A 20,197-nucleotide genomic window follows, 5' to 3' on the forward strand; every position below is an offset into this window, starting at 1 on the left:
AACACCCGGGACGACCCTGATGCCACTGGCCGAGATTCCATTGTGCGTCTGGCGCACCCGGAGCCAGGGTTTCACCTTCCGGGGCCAGAGCATCCGCTACTGGACGGCAGGGCAAGGAGAGCCTCTGCTATTGCTACACGGTTTCCCCACCGCCAGCTGGGATTGGCACTACCTGTGGGGCCCGCTCACCCAACGCTTTCGCGTGGTGGCCTGCGACATGCTGGGCTTTGGCGACTCGGCCAAGCCCGCCGACCACGACTACAGCCTGCTGGAGCAGGCCGACCTGCAGCAGGCACTGCTCGAACACCTGAACATCCACCAGCCGGTGCACCTGCTGGCCCACGACTATGGTGGCAGTGTCGCCCAGGAGCTGCTGGCGCGGCATCACGAGCAGCGCCTGGACATCGCCAGCTGCGTATTCCTCAACAGCGGGCTGTTCCCCGAGAGCTGCCGTGTGCTGCTGATCCAGAAGCTGCTGCTCAGCCGCCTGGGCTGGCTGGTGGGGCGCTCGTTCGGGCGTGACGACCTGGTGCGCAATGTCACCCAGGTCTACGGGCCCTGCACCCACCCTAGCGAAAGTGCGCTGGACGACTGCTGGAGCCTGATCGCCGCCAACCGCGGCCAGCGCATCCTGCACAAGCTGATCGGTTTCTTGCCCGAGCGCCGTGCGCAGCGCGAGCGCTGGGTGAGCGCGATGCAGCGCGAGGGCGTGCCGATGCGCTTCATCAACGGCGCGGTCGATCCGTTGTCAGGGGCGCACATGGTCGAGCGCTACCGGCAAGTGGTACCCGACCCCGATACCGTGGTGCTGCAGGGTATCGGCCACTACCCGCACACCGAGGCGCCGGTGCAGGTGCTGCGTCACTACCTGGCCTTTCGTGAACAGCCGCTGAGCTACGTGCCGCTGAAAGTCGCCTGGTCGTGACCGGGTGATCATCGCCCTGCGTTATCCACCGGCATTCGCCTGGGTGGGCTTGATTGCCCGCGCCGGGCGGCTGGCGGAGACTCCCCGGCATCCCTTCATTTGCCAGGAGCCTTGAGCATGAGCGAGCCGGTACGTCTGCAAGATCGAGTGGTGATCGTCACGGGGGCCGGCGGCGGCCTGGGGCGGGCTCATGCCTTGCTGTTCGCTGCGCGCGGCGCGAGGGTGGTGGTCAACGACCTGGGTGGCTCAAGCCAGGGCGAGGGCGCCAACCAGTCCGCTGCTGACCGTGTGGTGGAGGAAATTCGTGCTGCCGGCGGCACGGCGGTGGCCAACCACGATTCGGTGACCGACGGTGCGCGCATCGTCGAGCAGGCGATGGACAGCTTCGGCCAGGTGGACGTGCTGGTGAACAATGCCGGCATCCTGCGCGACAAGAGCTTCCACAAGATGGAAGACAGCGACTGGGACTTGGTCTATCGCGTGCATGTCGAGGGCGCCTACAAGGTCACCCACGCCGCCTGGCCGCATCTGCGCGAGCAGAACTGGGGGCGGGTGATCTTCACGTCTTCCACGTCGGGTATCTACGGCAACTTCGGCCAATCCAACTACGGCATGGCCAAGCTTGGCCTGTACGGCTTGACCCGCACCTTGGCCATCGAAGGGCGCAAGCACGGCATCCTGGTCAACGCCATCGCCCCCACCGGCGCTACCCGGATGACCGAGGGGTTGATCCCGCCACAGGTGTTCGAACGCCTCAAGCCTGAGCTGATCAGCCCGCTGGTGGTGTTTCTCGGCAGCGAGCAGTGCCAGGACAGCGGCGAGCTGTACGAGGTGGGCGGCGGCTGGGTGGGCAAGGTGCGCTGGGAGCGCAGCCAGGGCGTGGGCTTTGACCCGCGCGAGGGTTTCACCCCGGAGCAGGTGGCGGACAACTGGGGGCGGATTGGCGATTTCGAAGCGGCGTTGCACCCGCGTGACAGCATGCAAGCGTTGCAGCAGTTGATGGCGAACTTGCAGCAGTATCCATCGAGTTGAAGCCCTTCGCTGCTGCGACTTGCCCGTGATGGGGTAACGCCGGTCTGATGATGCTTGCACATATAAAAAAGGCCGCTGCAAAGGCAGCGGCCAATCGAGACGTCAGATCAAGGAGCTTCAAAATCAACGTCGGTGAACCTGGGCCAGCGCGAGCGGCGGGGGAGAGCCCTTCGTGCCGGCCAGTGAGGTAAGAATAAGCAATCGTCTTCGTAGGAAAAATAGCTGCTCGTGACATTCTCTATTACATATCCCGCGATAATCCCCCGTATTTCCGGCGTTCGCGCCAATAAAGTCATAAACACCTGTAGGCAGGTTGTTAACTAGTACGTAAGTACTTCCCTCCTCTTTGTTTATCACGGTTTCTGCATCGTTCGGGCTCCTACATTGATCCCGGAGATGCCCCATGAATTTGAAGTCTTTTTCTGCCTTTGAGTCGGACGATTCACTCGCACATTTTGATCAAACGGTGCTGAGTGCCCTGGTTGTGCATACCTTGGCTTTGCAGGCGCATCTGGCTTTGACGCCGACACTGCCCGACCGCGAAGTGCCCGTTGAAGATCCGGCGCAGTGGCTGGAGGAGCACCTGCCACAGTGGCAGGCCGATACGGCACAGTGGTGGGAGGAGCAAACCAGCAGCCTGCAGGAGCAACTGCGCCAACTGTCGAGCCTGCTTATCCGTGCGCAGGCGATGCGTCATGGCGCGCCGAAAGCGGACATCGAGGCGCTGTTGCCGGATGCTCCGGAGGAGCCGGTGCTGGGCCGGGTCATGCTGCATACCCCGGACGGTATACAAGTGCGGATCCCAGGTTGCCTGGTGTTGGCTCACAACCTGTTCGATGACGAGGAGCCTCTGTTACTTTTCGGCCTCGGGTTGGGCACATGGTTCGCCCGGCCGCAGTCTGTGGCCGATAAGCTGCTCGAACGTCTGCGCGACGACGAGCGCTGGTTGCTTGCCGTAACCGCAGCCGAGCGCGAGGCATTGATGGCCGCCGAGCACGTCGAGCTGGTACGTGCACCGCAGGAGGATGGCCTGGAGGACTATCTGCTCAAGGATATGCGCACGCTCCAGCTCCAGCTGGTCGTACAGGCGTTGCACGCCGAAGCGGGTGATGCCGATGCGGCAGTGGTACTGGAACCCTTGCTTGAGGGGCTACAGCGCCAGGTCGCTGACATCCTCGCCCTGCTGCGCAACGACCAAGCCCCGGAATGGCTACGCAATCTGTCGGGTGACGAGCGCCAGCGATTGGAGGCTCTGGACACGCAACTCAATGACGCAGAGGCGCTGCTGGTGAGGGTGTCCGGGCATAGTGACTTCCATGATTACGCCGTGCGACAGATCAAGATGTGGTTGCTCAACGAGGGCGTCGAGCACGTGGAACCTGCCGACGTGGCGCTGCACGTCAGGCATGACTTCACCGCTGACGCGCAGGTACAGGTGACCACGTTGCTCGACTGGGTGTGCGCCGGCGCCTATCACGGTGAGCGCCTTGCCATAGAGATTCGACACGACGATCTGCGTGAAGCCTTGGGTGGCGATGGGTTGTCGAGGATGGCGCACGACCTGCAACTGCGTCAGCGCTATGTCGATGAGGTGGAGGGTATCTACCAGAATGACCAGGTCGTGCAATTGTTGGCGAAGGCGCTCGATACCAAGTTGCGGCTCTCCATGTTGGCCGCTGACTTCCAGGGGCTGGACCGCAATGCAGTGGCACTTCTGCAGACGATCACCCGGGAGGGCTGGGCACAGGACCCGAAGCAACCCGACATCACGGTTGGGCGACTGTCTATCAATGGGATGCAGCTGCTGACCGACCATCTGTACCTGCACGATAACGACACCCATGTTCTTTATGCCCCGGGTTCGCCGATGGGTGATTTCCAGGTCTTCAATTCAGCCTTGTCCATGAGCCAGCAGATCGGCTTGCTCTGCGCTATCCCCCATGGACGCGAATATTTGTTGGAACATGTCCTGCATGACGAACGCGTTGAGATGAACACTTACCTGAAGTTGATCGAGCGCCTGCCTCAAGAGTGGTCTGAAGAAACTGTGGTCGTAGAGCCGCTGCCGATCGCTAGCTGGGGCCAGACCATTGAGCACTGGGCCAAATTGAGGGTATTGAAGATCATCGATGACCTGCAGATGGTGCGTCCGGAGCAGTTGGCGAACGCTGACGCGTCATTGCAACGGCGAGTGGCTGATATTGATCATGAGCTGAGTGCGCTGCTGGTGGACTATCAAGCGGTAGCAGAGATCCCAACCTTCATGGCGTATGCCCGCAACAAGGTGAGTGAGCGGATAAACCAGTATTCGGGTAATCGGGGTGGCTGGATCGACGCCGATACGGTGCTGGTCGAGCTGGAAGGGGGTATCAGGCAATCGTTGACCAAGGTCGTGGCCAGCGGTTATCCGGCAGACTTCAACTTCTCGGCCTACGCCCGGTTCAGTTCGACAGTGGGGCAGGATCTGTCGCACCTGAACAGGCGCTTGATCGACCGCTATATTCGCGCCGCAAAGCTGGGTAAAGGCTACTGCGATGAGATCGCCCAAACTTATCTTCACCCGGATGGCAGTGCCCAATCGAGGCCTCTTGAACTGCATCGCCACTTGATGGGGATGAAGATCCAACGCGACTGCCTGCTCGAGGTGCAGCGCGGCACGCTTAACAAAGAGCATACCCGTTGGTTGATACCGGCCTGCCTGCGTTTCCATGCTGGGAGTTTCGTTCAGGACTGCCAGCTCGCCGAGTTGCAGATCAATGGCGCCGGTATTTCCGGCGCCTACCTGCTGCAGTCGAGCGAGGCGCGCGGTACGTTGATCTACCTCAGTGACGGCCCCGAAGGGCGGTCGCTGTTCACGGTTCAGGACTTCATCGAGCACTGGCGTGGCGCCCCCATGCAGGACTGGGTCTATGAGCGCATCGACGTCGATGACGAGGAAAAGATTCGGAAACTCAATGAGTGCGTTGAGAACAACGACAATGATGATTCATTTGAGCAGGGCGACAAATGTATCGCGGACGCGCTGCAGGTTCTGCATAACATCAAAGATTTGAGCGATGCCCTGCGCGAGCGTATCAAGCTGTTGCTGGACGAGGCCCAGCGTGATGCCTACAGCGCAGCCAGACGCATCGCCCAGGTGTTGTGGTCGACAGTGAAGCTGGTGGGCGATGTGGTGGCGCTGGTATACCCCCCCGCAAGTGTCGTGATCGGTTTCATCAACGCGGGTATTGGCCTCTATCGCAGCCTCGTGGCCTTGCGCGATGGTGACAGGCTCGGGGCGATCCGGCTCCTGTTCACAAGCCTGACCGAACTGCCAGGGTTCACTGGCGTGGTCTCGCACTACGCTGGCCGGCTGTTCACCTACGGCAGCAAACTCTGGTCGATCATATTCCCCGGCCCTTCCTCCAGCCTGAGCCTGCGGCTCAAGAAGATCTGCGAGTACCTCAAAGCGCTGTATGAGCGGTACAAGCTGGAGGTGGATGTGGCCAAGGTGCTCTACAGCAAATTCGACGAGCAGATGGCCTTGCTTACCGAACGGGCGGCACTGTCGCAGTTAGACCAGAGTGCGCGTTCGGCGACCTAAGGCTGATGCCCCATGCGCCTGCTGACTGCCGCCACGGCTGCCAGCAGGCGCTGCGCCGCCGGGCCTTGCTCGTCGGCATGGAAGATCGAGGTGGGACCGACTACGGTCATCACCGCCGCGACCTGCCCCATGGCGTTGAACACCGGGGCGGACAGCGCGTCTACCCCGGGCATCAGCAGGCCATGCACATGGTGCAGGCCGCGCAGGCGGATCTGCTCCAGCAGGGGCGCGTAGTCGCTGGCGGCCTGGCCAAGCGTTGCCAGTTCCCGGTCGCGCAGCTCCACGGTTTCGCGCTCCGGCAAATGGGCGGCGAACACCAGCCCGGTGGACGAACTGAGCAGCGGCAACACCGAGCCGATCTGGGTCACCACCGTTACCGCGCGCACCGCCGGCTCGATGCTCACCACCGTCGCCCCCTGGTTGCCCCACACGGCGATGAAGCAGCTCTCGTTCAGCTCATCGCGCAATTGCGACAACGGCAGTGCCGCCACCTTCAGCACATCGATGCTGCCCAGCGCCGCCATCCCCACGCGCAACGCTTCACGGCCCAACCCGTAATGGTTGGTGGCTGCGTCCTGCTCGGCGAAACCGCTTGAAATCAGCGCTTGCAGGTAGCGGTGGACCTTGCTCGCCGGCATGTCGACATGCTCGGCCAGGCGCGACAGCGAGGTGGAGGGGGAGAGTTCGGCCAGGGCTTTGAGGATGTCGGTGCCGACTTCCGCCGAGCGGACTTTCTGTTTGCCGTTATCGGTACTGCTGGCTTTGGCCATGGGGGACACGTTCATCCAGATTTTACGGGGTGGCGCCTTTATAGCTTGACGCCTGCACAGGAGCAAATTACGTTATTCGTAATCTGATTACGAAAATAACAATGCAGACGCGCTGCCGCTCCAGGTGCCGGTTTCAGGATCGGGCTTCGCAGCCAGCTGCCCATGACGGCGCCCAGCCGCCCGGAGGCCCCGAGATGACCCGCGACACCTCACCTGAACTTGAGTACCTGAGCGGCTTCGGCAACGAATTCGCCAGCGAAGCCCTGCCCGGGGCGCTGCCGGTCGGGCAGAACTCGCCGCAGAAGGCCCCTTACGGGCTGTACGCCGAGCTGCTGTCGGGCACGGCGTTCACCATGGCCCGTAGTGAGCTGCGCCGCACCTGGCTGTACCGCATCCGCCCGTCTGCCTTGCACCCGCGTTTCGAGCGCCTGGAGCGCCAGCCGCTGACCGGCGCGCTGGGGCCGGTCAACCCCAACCGCCTGCGCTGGAGCCCCCAGCCGATGCCGGCCGAACCCACCGATTTCATCGACGGCTGGTTACCCATGGTGGCCAACTCGGCGTCGGAGAAACCGGCCGGTGTGAGTATCTACATCTACCGCGCCAACCGCTCGATGGAGCGGGTGTTCTTCAATGCCGACGGCGAGTTGCTGCTGGTGCCTGAACTCGGTCGCCTGCGCATCGCCACCGAGCTGGGCGTGCTGGAGGTCGAGCCGCTGGAGATCGCGGTGATTCCGCGTGGCATGAAGTTCCGCGTCGAACTGCTCGATGCCCAGGCCCGGGGCTACATTGCCGAGAACCACGGTGCGCCGTTGCGCATCCCGGACCTTGGCCCCATCGGCAGCAACGGCCTGGCCAACCCGCGTGACTTCCTCACCCCGGTGGCCCACTACGAAGAGGCCAACGGCCCGGTCCAGCTGGTGCAGAAATTCCTCGGCGAGCACTGGGCCTGCGAGCTTTCGCATTCGCCGCTGGACGTGGTCGCCTGGCACGGCAGCAACGTGCCGTACAAATACGACCTGCGCCGCTTCAATACCATCGGCACGGTCAGCTTCGATCACCCCGACCCGTCGATCTTCACCGTGCTGACCTCACCGACCAGCGTGCATGGCCTGGCCAACATGGACTTCGTGATCTTCCCGCCGCGCTGGATGGTGGCCGAGAACACCTTCCGTCCGCCATGGTTCCACCGCAACCTGATGAACGAATTCATGGGCCTGATCCAGGGCGCCTACGACGCCAAGGCCGAAGGGTTCCTGCCCGGTGGCGCCTCGCTGCACGGGGTGATGAGTGCCCATGGCCCGGACGCCGAGACTTGCGACAAGGCCATTGCCGCAGACCTTGCGCCACACAAGATCGACAACACCATGGCCTTCATGTTCGAGACCAGCCAGGTGCTGCGTGCGAGCGTGCAGGCCCTGGAAAGCCCCCAATTGCAGACCGACTACGATAGTTGCTGGGCCACCTTGCCGAGCACCTTCACCCCGAACCGGAGATAACCGATGAACCACACCGCCATTGCCCGTAGCTGGGTCGAGCACGCCAACGGGCACCGCGACTTCCCGCTGCAGAACCTGCCCCTGGGCATCTTCAGCCGCCCGGGCCAGGCACCGCGTTGCGGCGTGGCCATCGGCGACGCCATCCTCGACCTGGAGGCCGTGCTGGCTGCCGGGCTGTTCGAGGGCGCGGCCAAGGCTGCGGTCCAGGCCACTGTCGGTGGTGCGCTGAACGCCTTCTTCGCGCTCGGCCGTTCGGCCCGGGTGGCCCTGCGCGAGCGCCTGCTGGTGCTGCTAGGTGAAGGTAGCGAGCACCAGGCCGCGCTGAAAGCCGCCCTGTACCCGGCCAGTGAATGTCAGCTGCACCTGCCGGCGAAGATCGGTGACTACACCGACTTCTACGTCGGTATCGAGCACGCCAAGAACGTCGGCAAGTTGTTCCGCCCGGACAACCCATTGCTGCCGAACTACAAGCATGTGCCCATCGGTTATCACGGCCGAGCCTCGACCATCCGTCCATCGGGCACCGACGTGCGTCGCCCCAAGGGCCAGACCCTGCCTGCCGGCCAGACCGAGCCGAACTTCGGCCCTTGTGCGCGCCTGGACTATGAATTGGAGCTGGGTATCTGGATCGGCCAGGGCAACGAAATGGGCCAGTCGATCCCGGTCGGCGATGCCGCCGAACATGTAGCCGGCTACTGCCTGCTCAACGACTGGTCGGCGCGGGATATCCAGGCCTGGGAGTACCAGCCGCTGGGCCCGTTCTTGTCCAAGAGCTTCATCACCACGGTTTCGCCCTGGGTAGTCACCGCCGAGGCCCTGGAGCCGTTCCGTTGCGCCCAGCCGGCGCGCCCGGAAGGCGACCCACAGCCGCTGTCTTACCTGCTGGACAAACGCGACCAGGCGGGCGGCGCCTTCGACATCGAGCTGGAAGTGTTGCTGCTGACCGCGCGCATGCGCGAGCAGAACCTGCCAGCCCATCGCCTCACGCTCAGCAACACCCGCAGCATGTACTGGACCGTGGCACAGATGGTCGCCCACCACAGCGTCAACGGTTGCCAGCTGCAGCCGGGCGACCTGTTCGGTTCGGGCACCCTGTCGGGTGCAGCACCGGGCTCGTTCGGCAGCCTGCTGGAGATCACCGAGGGTGGCAAGCACCCGCTGGAGCTGGCCAGTGGCGAGGTGCGCAAGTTCCTCGAGGATGGCGACGAGATCATCCTGAGCGCCCGTTGCGTGGCGGATGGCGTGGCCAGCATCGGCTTCGGCGAGTGCCGCGGCACTGTCGTTGCGGCCAACTGAGGGGGCGGGGCGATGGAACTGTTCACTTACTACCGCTCCACATCGTCCTATCGGGTGCGCATCGCCCTGGCGCTCAAGGGCCTGGGCTACCAGGCATTGCCGGTGAATTTGCTCAAGGGTGAGCAACGAGGCGCGCAGTACCTGGCGCTCAACCCCCAGGGGCGGGTGCCAGCCTTGCGCACCGACGACGGTGAGCTGCTGGTGCAGTCGCCAGCGATCATCGAGTACCTGGAGGAGCAGTACCCACAACCTGCGCTGCTGCCGGCATCGGCCGAGGCTCGGGCCAAGGTACGTGGCGTGGCGGCGATCATCGGTTGCGACATCCACCCGCTGCACAACGTCAGTGTGCTCAACCAGTTGCGTCAGTTGGGGCACGATGAGGGCCAGGTCAACCAGTGGATTGCTCACTGGATTGGCCAGGGCCTGGCGGCGGTGGAGCAGTTGATAGGCGAGGACGGTTTCTGCTTTGGTACTGCACCGGGGTTGGCCGATGTCTACCTGATCCCGCAGCTGTATGCCGCCGAGCGTTTCAACACCGACCTCAGTGGCTATCCGCGTATCCGCCGGGTCGCCGCGTTGGCAGCGGAACATCCAGCGTTCGCCAAGGCCCACCCGGCAAACCAGCCGGACACACCCGCTCAGTGAATCGAGCGCTTGGCCGAGGGTAGCTGGCCAAGCCGCTCGCTCAGCTTCAGGCGCTGGATCGGGTCATCGGTCAGCAGCAAGGCATGCTCCAGGTCGAAACGCTCGGCCTGGGGGCAGTCAAGGTGCTGGTAGAGGGTGGCCCGGGCCAGGTAGTCGCCGACTTGCACCGGGCCCAGTTGCATCACCCGCTCGGCATCGACCAGCGCGGCCAGGTGGTTGTCGTTGCTGCTGTGCAGCTGGCGCAGGTTGCGTGACAGGCGTTGCAGCATCTGCAGGGGCGAGGCGCTGCGCATGTGTTCGGCGCTCAGCTGCATCTGCGGGCCGAACTGGCGGGCCAGCAGTTCACGGCAATCGGCGGGGTAGAGGCGGCGACCACCGCACGGGTCGAGCAAGTGGTCGGCCCCCGGCACGCGCAGCAGGAAGTGGCCGGGGAAGTTGACCCCTTCGAGCGGGATCGACAGGCGCCGCGCAAGTTCCAGCGCCAGGATCGCCAGCAACAATGGTTGGCCGCGACGGCGTTGCAGCACCTTGTCCATCAGCGCCGCTTGTGGTCGCAAGGGGTGGTATTCATCCTGCTGGAAACCCAGTGCGTTGAGTTGGCGCAACAAGGGTTGGGCCAGTTCATTCAGCGGCAGGATCGGCAGGTGGGTGCTGACCTCGCGTTGCAGCTCGTGCACACGTGCAAGGCACGTGGCCGGCTCGACACTGCGGTCATGCTCGGCGGCGATCCACAAGGTGGCCTCCAGCAGGGCGATCGGCTCGCGTTCCAGGCAGGCCAGGCAGGCTTGGCGTGAGTTCATGGGACCTCTCCATCACGCTTAACTATTAGCTCTGGCGGGGCTTTTCGTCCAGTGGTCCGCCCGCGCGGTGTGCGGCCTTGACCTGCCTATACTGGTAGGAGCACCTCTCGGGGGAGCCCGTCGATGTTCGCGCTCATGCAAAGCACCCGCACTCAGTCGCTGCACTTGTTCATCGACCCGCCCACGGGCCTCAAGGCCGTTGTGGTGATCCACAGCGAGCAGTTGGGGCCCGCCATGGGCGGTTGCCGCTACCTGCCTTACGCCGATGACGAAAGCGCCATGACCGATGCCATTCGCCTGGCCCAGGGCATGAGCTACAAGGCTGCCCTGGCGGGGTTGCCGATGGGCGGGGGCAAGGCAGTGATCGTGCGCAACCCGCATGTCGAGAACCGAGCTGCGCTGTTCGAGGCATTCGGGCGTTTCGTCGACACGTTGCAGGGCCGCTTTATCACGGCTGTAGACAGTGGTACCTCGACCCTGGACATGGACTGCATCGCGCAGTCCACCCCACATGTCACCAGCACCACCGCCTCGGGTGATCCCTCCCCCCATGCCGCGATGGGCGTGTTTGCCGGTATCCGGGCAACATCCGTGGCTCGGCTGGGCAGCGACAATCTGGAGGGTTTGCGGGTGGCGGTGCAGGGGTTGGGCAACGTGGGCTATGCGTTGGCCGAGCAACTGCACGCAGCGGGCGCCGAGTTGCTGGTCAGTGACCTGGACCCGGGCAGGGTGAGGCTGGCGGTGGAGCAGTTCAATGCCCATCCGGTGGCCAACGATGCGCTGATCAGCACCCCTTGCGACATCTTCGCACCGTGCGGGGTGGGGCCGGTGCTGAACGGGCAGAGTGTGATGCAACTTCGCTGTGCGGCGGTGGCCGGTTCGGCCAACAACCAGCTGACCACCTTGCAGGTGGCCGATCAGTTGGAGGCCCGCGGGATCCTGTATGCGCCAGATTATGTGATCAATGCCGGCGGGCTGATCTATGTGGCGCTGACCCATCGCGGCGAGGATGTTGGCACCATCACCGCGCACTTGGCGCGGATCCCCACGCGGCTGACCGAGGTGTTCGCCCACGCCCAGGCAGAGAAGCGCTCGCCAGCGCGCGTGGCGCAAATGCTGGCGGAGCGGTTGCTGTACGGCTGAAAAGGCTTGCGCGATCCCTGTAGGAGCGGCCTTGTGCCGCGCAAGGGCCGCAAAGCGGCCCCAGCTGTTGGAGGCTTACCAGAATTCTGGGGCCGCCGCGCAGCCCTTTCGCTACACAAGGCCGCTCCTACAGGGGCAGTGCCGATGTTACTCGGCCGCCCCACCTTCGAGCAGTTCCGCCAGCGCATCCGGCTGGCTCTTGAACGCCCGGGCGAACACATCGCGATTCTTGGCCATGTAGATACCAGCTTCCTCGACCTGCTGCTCGCTCAGCGACGGCACTGCCTTGTGCAGCACTTCAGCCAGGCGCTCGGCCAGTTCGAGCATCTTGTCGTGACGATCGGCTTCGGCCTTATCCATGAACAAGCGCTCCGGGTCGCGGCTGCTGCGGTACACCACTTCGACGGCCATTCATCACCTCTGTGCCTTTTTGCTGTTTGGGGGTAGTGGTTAACTGTGTTTTTATACAGTACATGGGCCGGCCACCCCGCTGCAACCATGATGATGGCCATTTGTGCAGAAAAACAGCGTAGCCCACAGGTGCCCTGCGGCAATCGACCGCCTTCCAAGACAGGGGCCATGGCCCTTTAACTGCATGCACAAGAAATGTCACAGGCGTGACGCACCATCCTTCAGCCGTATCGGGGAATCGAACATCGTGAACATCAAATGGGCAGACAAACTGCGCAAGGGCCTGCACGGCTCCGCCGACTCGCTGGGCAACCTGTGCGTGGAGGCGTTCCACTACCTGGCGCTGTTCGGCATCGGCGCGATCACCGCCTATGCGGCGGTGGTCACCTTCCTGGATATGCTGGGCAAGGGCGGGGTCAGCGTCGACGACATCCTGCTGCTGTTCATCTACCTGGAGCTGGGGGCGATGGTGGGGATCTACTTCAAGACCAACCACATGCCCATCCGCTTCCTGCTCTACGTGGCGATCACCGCGCTGACTCGCCTGCTGATCGGTGACGTGTCGCACCACAAGGCGCCGGATGTCGGGCTGCTGTACGTGTGTGGGGGCATCCTGCTGCTGGCGTTCGCCATCCTGGTGGTGCGCTACGCCTCGTATCGCTACCCCTCGACCAAGGCGCTGGACGCCAACGGCAAGGAAGTGGACGAGGGCAAGTAACCCTCAGTTGGCCAGGTTGGACGCCGGGTGACGGTGGTCGCGGGTCAATGCGGCCAGTACTTGCAGCGGGTTCTGGCCAAGCTCGATGGCCAGCCCCAGGCGGATGCTGTCGATGACCCGCTGCAGGCGCACCGGGTCGTTGCGCTGGGCCTCGCTGATCAGCCGCTTGGCCACCACGCCGCTGTCGTCCGAGAGGGTCAGCATGATGCTGCCGTCCAGGCGCTCGATGCTCAGGTTGACCCGGTATTCGGGGGCGAACGCCGCGCTGATCTGCTCGAAGGGGTTGTTCATGGTCCAGGCCTGCAATTAATGACTGCTGAAGTTGACCGGGTCGACCTTGGGTTGGTTCAGGTCCGCTGATCGGTACAAACGAAAACGCCCGGCGCAAGGCCGGGCGTTTTGTGTGACGCGGTTGGATCAGGCGTCCGGATCACTCAGTTCAAGCACGCCACGTTTACTGCGCAGCTTGCCGTAGAAATGTTCCAGCGCGTGGTTAAGCTTGTTTGCGGCGCCATCGACCGCCTGGTCCAGCGAAGTGGCGGTATGGGTCACGGAAATCGGTTGGTGGCCTTTGGGGCGAGCCTCCATCTGGCAGCGTTTGTCGTGCGGTCCGGGCTTGGCGCCGTTCTCGTCGCGCAAATGAACTTCGATGCGGGTGAGGTCTTCTTCGTAGCGCTCAAGGCTGCTGTGCAGCGTGGCGCGGACCCACTCGTCGAGACGGTTGTTGCCTTCGAAATGGTTGCTGCTGTTGACCTGGATTTGCATGACTTCAATCCTTATTCAGCTTGCTCGCGGGAGGCACTTTCAAGCCACTGAGGGCGTTGGTCTTTTTGCGCCTCTTGACTCTAAGGTCAGGCATCCGCGCGACGAATTCAACCCCCTGCGCAAGAAAAATTTCCTGTTGCAAAAAGTCCGGCATTGGCCGGGCTTTTGTTGTCGTCGGTCAGAACTCAACCGAGGTCTGCAAGTATAGAGTACGGGGTTCCCCCACATACTTGCCCTTGTTGTTGTCATCGAACGAGCGGGTGTAGTACTCGCGGTTGAACAGGTTCTTCACCCCCACCGCCACCTTCAGGTTCGAAAGCTGCGCGCCGAAGTCGTAGCCGGCGCGGGTGCTGACCAGCATGTAGCCGGGGATGCGCCCGGTGCTGCCGTCGGCGCTCTCGCTGCTGGTGTTGGCGTTGTCGGCGTACTGGCTGCTCTGGAAGCTGCTGTCCAGGTTCAGCTGCCAAGGGCCGTCGGTGTAGCCAACCCCCAGGGTGCCCTTGTGGCGCGACGAGAACGGCACCTGGTTGCCTTTGTTCGGCCCGTCTTCGCGGATGGTGGCGTCGACGAAGGCGTAGCCGGCGTGCACGTCGAAACCGGCCAGGGCCGGGCTCAGACCGTCAAGGGCGTAGCGCACGCTGGTCTCGATGCCCTGGTGGCGGGTCTCGCCGCGGGCGATCACCGAGTCGTTGGTCTGGTTGCTCTCGTACTGGTTGTCGAAGTTGATCAGGAACGCGCCAAGCTCGGCCTGCAGGTCGCCGCTGTCGTAGCGCATGCCGGCTTCCCAGGTGCGCGCCTTCTCCGGCTTCACCTCGCCACTGCTCACGCGGTTGGGCATCTGGCTGTACTGCACGCTGCCGAACGAGCCTTCGGTGTTGGCGTACAGGTTCAGGCTGTCGGTCAGGTGGTACATCACATTCAGTGCCGGCAGCGCGGTGTTGTAGCTGCCCTGGTAGCGCTGGTTGCTGAGCTTGTTGCTTTGCTCGGAGTCGATCATCTCGTAGCGGATGCCCGGGGTGATGGTCCAGCGGCCGATGTCGATGCGGTCGTCCAGGTAGATCGCGTGGGCCTCGGTGCTGCCACGGGTGTCGCGGTCGTTGCGGCTGTCGGTGGTGGGCAGCAGGTTGCTGCGGCTCGGCTCGCGGTAGCGCAGCTCGTGGCCGGCCTCGTTGATGTAGCGGTAGCCGATGCCCAGCTCGTGCCAGCTGTCACCCAGCGCCACGCCTTGCGAGAAGCGCGTCTCGATGCCGCGCACCCAGTATTCGCGGGGCGACAGTGAGACGAAGCTGCCCTGGTCGAGGTAGCCGCTGCGCAGGGTCTTGGTGAAGAAACTGTTGACGCTGAACTGGCGGTCGTCCTGCTTGTGGTCGTAGCCGAAGTTGACCAGGGTGCGGCGGCCCCAGAACTTGTCCTTCAGGCGGGTCGACTGGTACGGGTCGTCATCGAAGGCTGCCGCGCTCAGGCCGCCGGGCATCTGCGCCTCGCCCTCGTAGTACTGGGCCATGGCATGCAGGCTGTTGGCCTCGTCCAGTTGCAGCTTGCCCTTGAGCATCAGGTCGTCGATCTGCGTGTCGCTGTGCTCGCGCCAGTCGCCGCCCCGGGTGCCGGAATACAGCAGCGCGCCGCCCAGGCCGTTGGCGTTGGTGCCGCCCACCAGCAGGTTGGCGCTGTTCTTGAAACCGTCCTGGCTGGACGACGGGCTGACCTGGTTCTGCATCGCCGCCTTGAACGTTGCCTCTTCGGGGATGGCGCGGGTGACGAAGTTGACGATACCGCCGACGTTCTGCGGCCCGTAGCGCACCGCGCCACCGCCGCGCACCACATCCACCGCGTCCATGTTGCCCAGGCTGATCGGCGCCAGCGACAGCTGTGGCTGGCCGTAGGGCGCGAAGGGCACCGGGATGCCATCCATCAGCACCGTGGAGCGCGAGGCCAGGCGCGGGTTGAGGCCGCGGATGCCGAAGTTCAGCGCCAGGTCATGGCTGCCGGTGCCGTTGTTCTCGGGGGCGTTCACCCCGGGGATGCGGTTGAGCACTTCACGGGCCGTGCTGGCGCCGCTGCGTTCGAACTCCTCACGGCGCACCACATCGCGCGCGCCGGGGTGCTCGAACACGTTGTCCTGGCGCGCCTCGCCCAGCCAGTCGCCTACCACGGTCGAGGCGCCCAGCTCCACGGCCGCGCCGGTACCAGCGGCAGGCAGCGGTTGCAGGCTGTAGGCGTTATCCGCCTCCTGTCGGGCTTGCAGGCCGCTGCCGCGCAGCAGCGCGTCGAGGCCCTGGCTGACGTCGTACTCACCCTCGAGGCCTGGGCTGGCAAGACCCTGGGTCAGGGCCGAGCCGAACGAGATCAGCGCGCCACTCTCACGGCCGAACTGGTTGAGCGCCGCTTCCAGGTTACCGGGGGCGATGTGGTAGGCGCGGCTGTCGGCGGCCTGGGCGGCAGGCACGGCAAGGCCGAGGCTGGTGGCGAGCAGCAGGGCTTGGGCGAGGGGGCTGAGGCGCAGAAGCATGGGGCGGTGGTCCTGTGAGAAGGGGGTTCTGCCTTCTCTGTCACGCGAGGTTCGGGAAATGGCTCAAGTTGCTTCAACTATTTTTGAGGTTCCACCGGCCTCATCGCTGGCAAGCCAGCTCCCACAGGGTGGCGTATGGTTTGAAGTCAATGCGGTCGGGGTGGGAGCCGGCTTGCCGGCGATAGGGCCGGCACAGGCTCAGCCTATGGCCGCCTCGACCGACACCCAATACCGGGTAAACCGCCGCACCTTCACCGGCAACGCCACTTCCAGCATGGCCAGGATCCGTTCGCTGTCGTCCAGCGGGTACGACCCGGAGATACGTAGGTCGGCCACCCGTTCGCTACAGCCCAGTTGCCCCAGGCGATAGCGCGACAGTTCGGCAAGAAAATCGCTCAGGCGCAGCTGCGACACCACCAGCATGCCGTCCACCCAGGCCGCGCGGTTCGGGTCCAGCGGGGCGATCGCCTGCCAGCCCGTGCGGGCGAAGCGCGCCTGGTGCCCGGCCAGCAGCGTCTGCCCGGCCACGCTGGCACTGCCGCTGAACACCGAGACCAGGCTGAAGCCTTCGAACTGGCGCACATCGAAGCGGCCACGACCCAGCTGCATGTCACCTTCGGCGGTGCGCAGGCGCAACGGGCGTGGGTCATCGAGCGCGTCCAGCAGCAACTCGCCCTCTTGCAGGTGCACCAGCCGCTGCTGGCCATCGAAGCGCACATCGGCGGCGCTGCGGGTGTTCAGGTGCAGCTGGCTGCCGTCGTCCAGGGTCAGGCGTCGGCGTTGGCCCACGGGGCTGCGGTAGTCGGCCATCAGCCCCGGCAGCGGGTTGTGTTGCTGCAAGCCCAGGCCGGTGGCGCTGGCCATGCCCACCAGCAACAGCGCCTTGAGCGCCCGGCGTCGGGCCGGGGAGGGCGGCGCCTGCAAGGTGGCGTGCACCACCGGCGCGGCCACCCCGCGCAGGCGCTGGTTGACCTGCTGGATATGGGCCCAGGCACGCTGGTGCTCGTGGTCGGCCTGCAACCAGTGCTCCAGGGCCTGCTGCTGGTCGAAGCCCTCGGTCTGCGACTCGATCAGCCAGTGCACGGCCTGCTCGGCGATTTGCGGCGCGAACGTCGTGTTCATAGGGCGAAGTAGCAGCGCAGGGCTGCCTTGTGCAGGTAGCGCTTGACCGTTGCCAGCGAGATGCCCAGTTCGCGAGCGATCTCGCCCTGGCCCAGGCCATCGACCTGGGCCAGCAGGAAGGCGCGCTTGACCAGCGGTGGCAGGCCGTCGAGCAGGCGGTCGAGCTCCAGCAGGGTGTCGAAGATGATCGCCTTGTCTTCCTCGCTCGGCGCTACCTGCTCCGGCACCTGGGCCAGGGCTTCGAGGTAGGCGCGCTCCAGCTCCTGGCGGCGGAAGTGGTTGCACAGCACGCGCTTGGCCACGGTGGTGAGGAAGGCGCGCGGCTCCGCCAGTTGCGGCGCTTCGCGGGCCTGGAGCAGGCGTACATAGGTGTCCTGGGCCAGGTCCGCGGCGCTTTGCGGGCAGCCCAGGCGCCGCCGCAGCCAACCGGTGAGCCAGCTGTGGTGGTTGCGGTAGAGGCCTTCGACAGTGGAAGAGAGGGCGCTGGACACCGATACGACTCCGGCGCCTGATGACGCAACTGGAAGTAAGAATTGTTCGCATTGTAGTGGTATGCGAACTATTCGGCAATCGTTCAGGCAGCTTGCGCGCCCCCTGTAGGAGCGGCCTCGTGCCACGAAAGGGCCCCAGGATTACAACCACGCCTCAAGACTGCCGGGGCCGCTTTGCGGCCCTTTCGCGACACGAGGCCGCTCCTACACAAAAGCGGCGCAGGCAATCCATCTCGTCAATTTTGCTTATGAGAATTGAAATCATTACTATTGCACCCCCATTCCCCCGGACCACCGCCATGTCCAGCAAAGCCACCGGCATCACCGCACGCTACCGCCTGGCCGTGGCTTCCCGCAGCCTGGCCGCGCTGCTCGGTGGCTACCTGCTGGCGTCCCTGGCCGGCGTGTGCATCACCCTGCTCACACCGATGGCCCAGGTCGACGCGGTGCTCACCGGCACGATGCTGTCGTTCGTGGTCTACCTGCTGGCGTTCATCTGGTGCTTCGCCTGCCGCAGTGCCTGGCGCGCCTGGCTGGGCGTGCTGCTGCCGGCCTTGGTGCTGGGGGTGATCGACGGGCTGGCCTACTGGATGAAAAACGGATGAAAGAAGGCTTCCGCCAGGCCATGGCCTGGCTGCACACCTGGACCGGCCTGATCTTCGGCTGGCTGTTGTTCGCCATCTTCCTCACCGGGACGCTGTCGTACTTCAAGGACGAGATCAACCACTGGAGCCAGCCCGAGATCAGCCATCACCCGCTGGATGCGGCGGCCAGCCTGGCCATGGCCCAGGGCTACCTGCAGCAACACGCCGGCCACGCCAGCGGCTGGTTCATCCGCCTGCCCAGCGAGCGCGAGCCGGCGCTCAGCGTGAGCTGGCGCGACCCCAATGGCGGCGGGCGGCGCGGCTTCGTCAGCAAAGAGCTGGACGCACGCAGCGGCGAACCCGTCGAGGCCCGCGACAGCCGCGGCGGCGAGTTCTTCTACCGGTTCCACTTCCAGTTGCAGATGCCCCACCCCTGGGGGCGTTGGTTGTCGACCTTCTGCGCCTTCATCATGCTGCTGGGCCTGGTCACCGGCATCATCACCCACAAGAAGATCTTCAAGGAGTTCTTCACCTTCCGCCCCGGCAAGGGCCAGCGGTCCTGGCTCGACGGCCACAACGCCATCGGTGTGCTGGTGCTGCCGTTCCACCTGATGATCAGCTACAGCAGCCTGGTGATCTTCATGGCCATGGTGATGCCGGCCAGCATCATCGCCAGCTACGGCGACAGCGACGGCTACTTCAGCGACCTGTTCGGCCGCGACGACGAGCCCGCGCTGGCCGGCGTGGCGGCGCCGCTGGCACCCCTGCCGCAGCTCTACGCCAAGGTCCAGGCACAGGCCCCCGGGGCGCGCATGGGTTTCATCCAGGTGCATAACCCTGGCGATGCCAACGCCCGGGTCACCTTCACCCGCGCCTCGGCCGACAGCGTGGCCTACCAACGCAGCGCCAACTGGACCTTCGACGGCGCCAGCGGCGCACTGCTGAGCCAGGGTGCGCCGGAAAGCGCAGCGATGATGACCTCGTTCACTTTCGTCGGCCTGCACATGGGCAACTTCGCCGGCCCCTGGCTGCGCTGGTTGTACTTCGCCTTTGGCGTGGCCGGCACGGCGGTGATCGGCACCGGCCTGGTGATGTGGCTGGGCAAGCGCCAGCTCAAGCATGCCAAGAGCGCGCACATGCCGGTCGAATTGCGTCTGGTCGAGGTGCTCAATATCGCCAGCATGAGCGGCCTGCTACTGGCGGTGGCGGCGTTCTTCTGGGCCAACCGGTTACTGCCGACGGCATTGCAAGGCCGCGCCGACTGGGAGATCAACAGCTTCTTCCTGGCCTGGGCGCTGTCGCTGGTGCACGCCGTGCTGCGCCCTGGGCGCCGGGCCTGGGGCGAACAACTGGCGCTGGGCGCGCTGGCCTTCGCCCTGCTGCCCCTGCTCAATGGCCTGACCACCGGCCAGGGCCTGAACCATTCCGTGGCCGTGGGTGACTGGGCCATGGCCGGTTTCGACCTGACCGCGCTGGGCACCGCTGTGTTCCTGGCCTGGGCCGCCGGCAAGATGCTGCGTGCGCCCAAGGCCGTGGCCAAGCGCGCGCCCAAGGTCGCCAAAGCCGTGGAGGTGAGCGGATGCTGAGCGTCGCGCTGCTCGGCTTCGCCGGTTTCGCCGGCCTGTGCCTGGCCATGGAAAAACACTTCAACGACCTGCTTGGGCGCAAGCCCACGGCCCTTCAGCTCAAGGCCCTGCGCCTTGGCGGCTGGGTGCTGTTGGCGCTGTCGCTGGTGCTGGCCGTGCACTTTCAGGGCTGGGCCCTGGGCCTGGTGGAGTGGATCGCCGTGCTGATGGCCGGGGTGACGCTCTGGGTATTCGGTTTGCCTTACCAGCCACGGCTGTTGCTGGGCCTGGCCGCGGCCAGCCTGGTGCTCGGGCCGCTGCTGGCCGTGCTGGCGGTGTGAG

19 protein-coding genes are annotated in these 20,197 nt (G+C 64.7%); 11 read left to right on the top strand and 8 right to left on the bottom strand.

Features of this window, described 5'->3' with window-relative positions:
* Positions 1–19: 19 nt before the first annotated feature.
* From IX761_RS08370 to IX761_RS08380, 3 genes are all read left to right on the top strand, one after another.
* The gene (locus IX761_RS08370) at positions 20–925 is read left to right on the top strand and encodes an alpha/beta fold hydrolase (RefSeq protein WP_194789132.1); all 906 of its coding nucleotides are present in this window, start codon (positions 20–22) and stop codon (positions 923–925) included.
* A gap of 117 nt (positions 926–1,042) precedes the next feature.
* On the top strand, positions 1,043–1,957 hold the full coding sequence (locus IX761_RS08375) for an SDR family oxidoreductase (protein ID WP_194789133.1): 915 nt from the start codon (positions 1,043–1,045) through the stop codon (positions 1,955–1,957).
* 403 nt (positions 1,958–2,360) lie between these two features.
* Positions 2,361–5,540, top strand: coding sequence for a hypothetical protein (locus IX761_RS08380; RefSeq protein ID WP_194789134.1), 3,180 nt, complete (start codon positions 2,361–2,363; stop codon positions 5,538–5,540).
* Here the strand turns inward: IX761_RS08380 and IX761_RS08385 are convergent.
* Complete coding sequence (locus IX761_RS08385; protein WP_194789135.1) at positions 5,537–6,310, bottom strand: IclR family transcriptional regulator; 774 nt, start codon at positions 6,308–6,310, stop codon at positions 5,537–5,539. The two genes, IX761_RS08380 and IX761_RS08385, sit on opposite strands and share 4 nt — an antisense overlap.
* Positions 6,311–6,504: 194 nt before the next feature.
* Between IX761_RS08385 and hmgA the strand changes: the two genes are divergently transcribed.
* Genes hmgA through maiA form a run of 3 tightly spaced genes read left to right on the top strand, consistent with a single transcriptional unit; the run spans position 6,505 to position 9,747 of the window.
* Positions 6,505–7,806 (top strand): homogentisate 1,2-dioxygenase, encoded by a 1,302-nt coding sequence (gene hmgA, locus IX761_RS08390; protein ID WP_194789136.1) that lies wholly within the window; start codon positions 6,505–6,507, stop codon positions 7,804–7,806.
* Between the two features lie 3 nt (positions 7,807–7,809).
* Entirely contained in the window at positions 7,810–9,102 is a 1,293-nt protein-coding gene (fahA, locus tag IX761_RS08395) for a fumarylacetoacetase (protein ID WP_194789137.1), read from the top strand.
* Positions 9,103–9,114: 12 nt separating this feature from the next.
* Positions 9,115–9,747 (top strand): maleylacetoacetate isomerase, encoded by a 633-nt coding sequence (maiA, locus tag IX761_RS08400; RefSeq protein ID WP_194789138.1) that lies wholly within the window; start codon positions 9,115–9,117, stop codon positions 9,745–9,747.
* On the opposite strand, the gene IX761_RS08405 is transcribed toward maiA, so the two are convergent.
* Positions 9,741–10,547 (bottom strand): SirB1 family protein, encoded by an 807-nt coding sequence (locus IX761_RS08405; RefSeq protein ID WP_194789139.1) that lies wholly within the window; start codon positions 10,545–10,547, stop codon positions 9,741–9,743. The genes maiA and IX761_RS08405 overlap by 7 nt on opposite strands.
* 123 nt (positions 10,548–10,670) lie before the next feature.
* Between IX761_RS08405 and IX761_RS08410 the strand changes: the two genes are divergently transcribed.
* Positions 10,671–11,690: a Leu/Phe/Val dehydrogenase gene (locus IX761_RS08410; protein WP_194789140.1), complete on the top strand. Its 1,020-nt coding sequence runs from the start codon at positions 10,671–10,673 to the stop codon at positions 11,688–11,690.
* 147 nt (positions 11,691–11,837) lie between these two features.
* Here the strand turns inward: IX761_RS08410 and IX761_RS08415 are convergent, their stop codons facing one another.
* Positions 11,838–12,101: a YebG family protein gene (locus IX761_RS08415; RefSeq protein ID WP_012274138.1), complete on the bottom strand. Its 264-nt coding sequence runs from the start codon at positions 12,099–12,101 to the stop codon at positions 11,838–11,840.
* A gap of 247 nt (positions 12,102–12,348) precedes the next feature.
* Between IX761_RS08415 and IX761_RS08420 the strand changes: the two genes are divergently transcribed.
* The gene (locus IX761_RS08420; protein WP_194789141.1) at positions 12,349–12,819 is read left to right on the top strand and encodes a phosphate-starvation-inducible protein PsiE; all 471 of its coding nucleotides are present in this window, start codon (positions 12,349–12,351) and stop codon (positions 12,817–12,819) included.
* Between the two features lie 3 nt (positions 12,820–12,822).
* On the opposite strand, the gene IX761_RS08425 is transcribed toward IX761_RS08420, so the two are convergent.
* From IX761_RS08425 to IX761_RS08445, 5 genes are all read right to left on the bottom strand, one after another.
* Positions 12,823–13,110 carry a DUF3509 domain-containing protein gene (locus IX761_RS08425; protein WP_194789142.1) on the bottom strand — a complete coding sequence of 96 codons (288 nt, stop codon included), beginning with the start codon at positions 13,108–13,110 and terminating at the stop codon, positions 12,823–12,825.
* A gap of 126 nt (positions 13,111–13,236) precedes the next feature.
* On the bottom strand, positions 13,237–13,584 hold the full coding sequence (locus tag IX761_RS08430) for an HPF/RaiA family ribosome-associated protein (protein ID WP_110991697.1): 348 nt from the start codon (positions 13,582–13,584) through the stop codon (positions 13,237–13,239).
* 178 nt (positions 13,585–13,762) lie between these two features.
* Positions 13,763–16,093 (bottom strand): TonB-dependent Fe(3+) dicitrate receptor FecA, encoded by a 2,331-nt coding sequence (gene fecA, locus IX761_RS08435; protein WP_194789143.1) that lies wholly within the window; start codon positions 16,091–16,093, stop codon positions 13,763–13,765.
* 198 nt (positions 16,094–16,291) lie between these two features.
* Entirely contained in the window at positions 16,292–17,215 is a 924-nt protein-coding gene (locus IX761_RS08440; RefSeq protein WP_194789144.1) for a FecR domain-containing protein, read from the bottom strand.
* Positions 17,212–17,706 (bottom strand): sigma-70 family RNA polymerase sigma factor, encoded by a 495-nt coding sequence (locus tag IX761_RS08445; RefSeq protein ID WP_194789145.1) that lies wholly within the window; start codon positions 17,704–17,706, stop codon positions 17,212–17,214. Before IX761_RS08445 ends, IX761_RS08440 begins: the two co-directional genes overlap by 4 nt.
* A gap of 299 nt (positions 17,707–18,005) precedes the next feature.
* On the opposite strand from IX761_RS08445, the gene IX761_RS08450 reads away from it, so the two are divergent.
* From IX761_RS08450 to IX761_RS08460, 3 genes are read left to right on the top strand one after another with little or no spacing between them, the layout of a single operon-like run.
* Positions 18,006–18,311: a DUF3649 domain-containing protein gene (locus tag IX761_RS08450; RefSeq protein ID WP_194789146.1), complete on the top strand. Its 306-nt coding sequence runs from the start codon at positions 18,006–18,008 to the stop codon at positions 18,309–18,311.
* Positions 18,308–19,876 (top strand): PepSY-associated TM helix domain-containing protein, encoded by a 1,569-nt coding sequence (locus tag IX761_RS08455; protein ID WP_194789147.1) that lies wholly within the window; start codon positions 18,308–18,310, stop codon positions 19,874–19,876. The genes IX761_RS08450 and IX761_RS08455 overlap by 4 nt, the downstream gene beginning before the upstream one ends.
* Entirely contained in the window at positions 19,870–20,196 is a 327-nt protein-coding gene (locus IX761_RS08460; protein WP_194789148.1) for a DUF3325 domain-containing protein, read from the top strand. The genes IX761_RS08455 and IX761_RS08460 overlap by 7 nt, the downstream gene beginning before the upstream one ends.
* The last annotated feature ends 1 nt before the right edge of the window (position 20,197 follow it).

The organism is Pseudomonas sp. UFMG81 (assembly GCF_015354575.1).
GTDB lineage: Bacteria > Pseudomonadota > Gammaproteobacteria > Pseudomonadales > Pseudomonadaceae > Aquipseudomonas.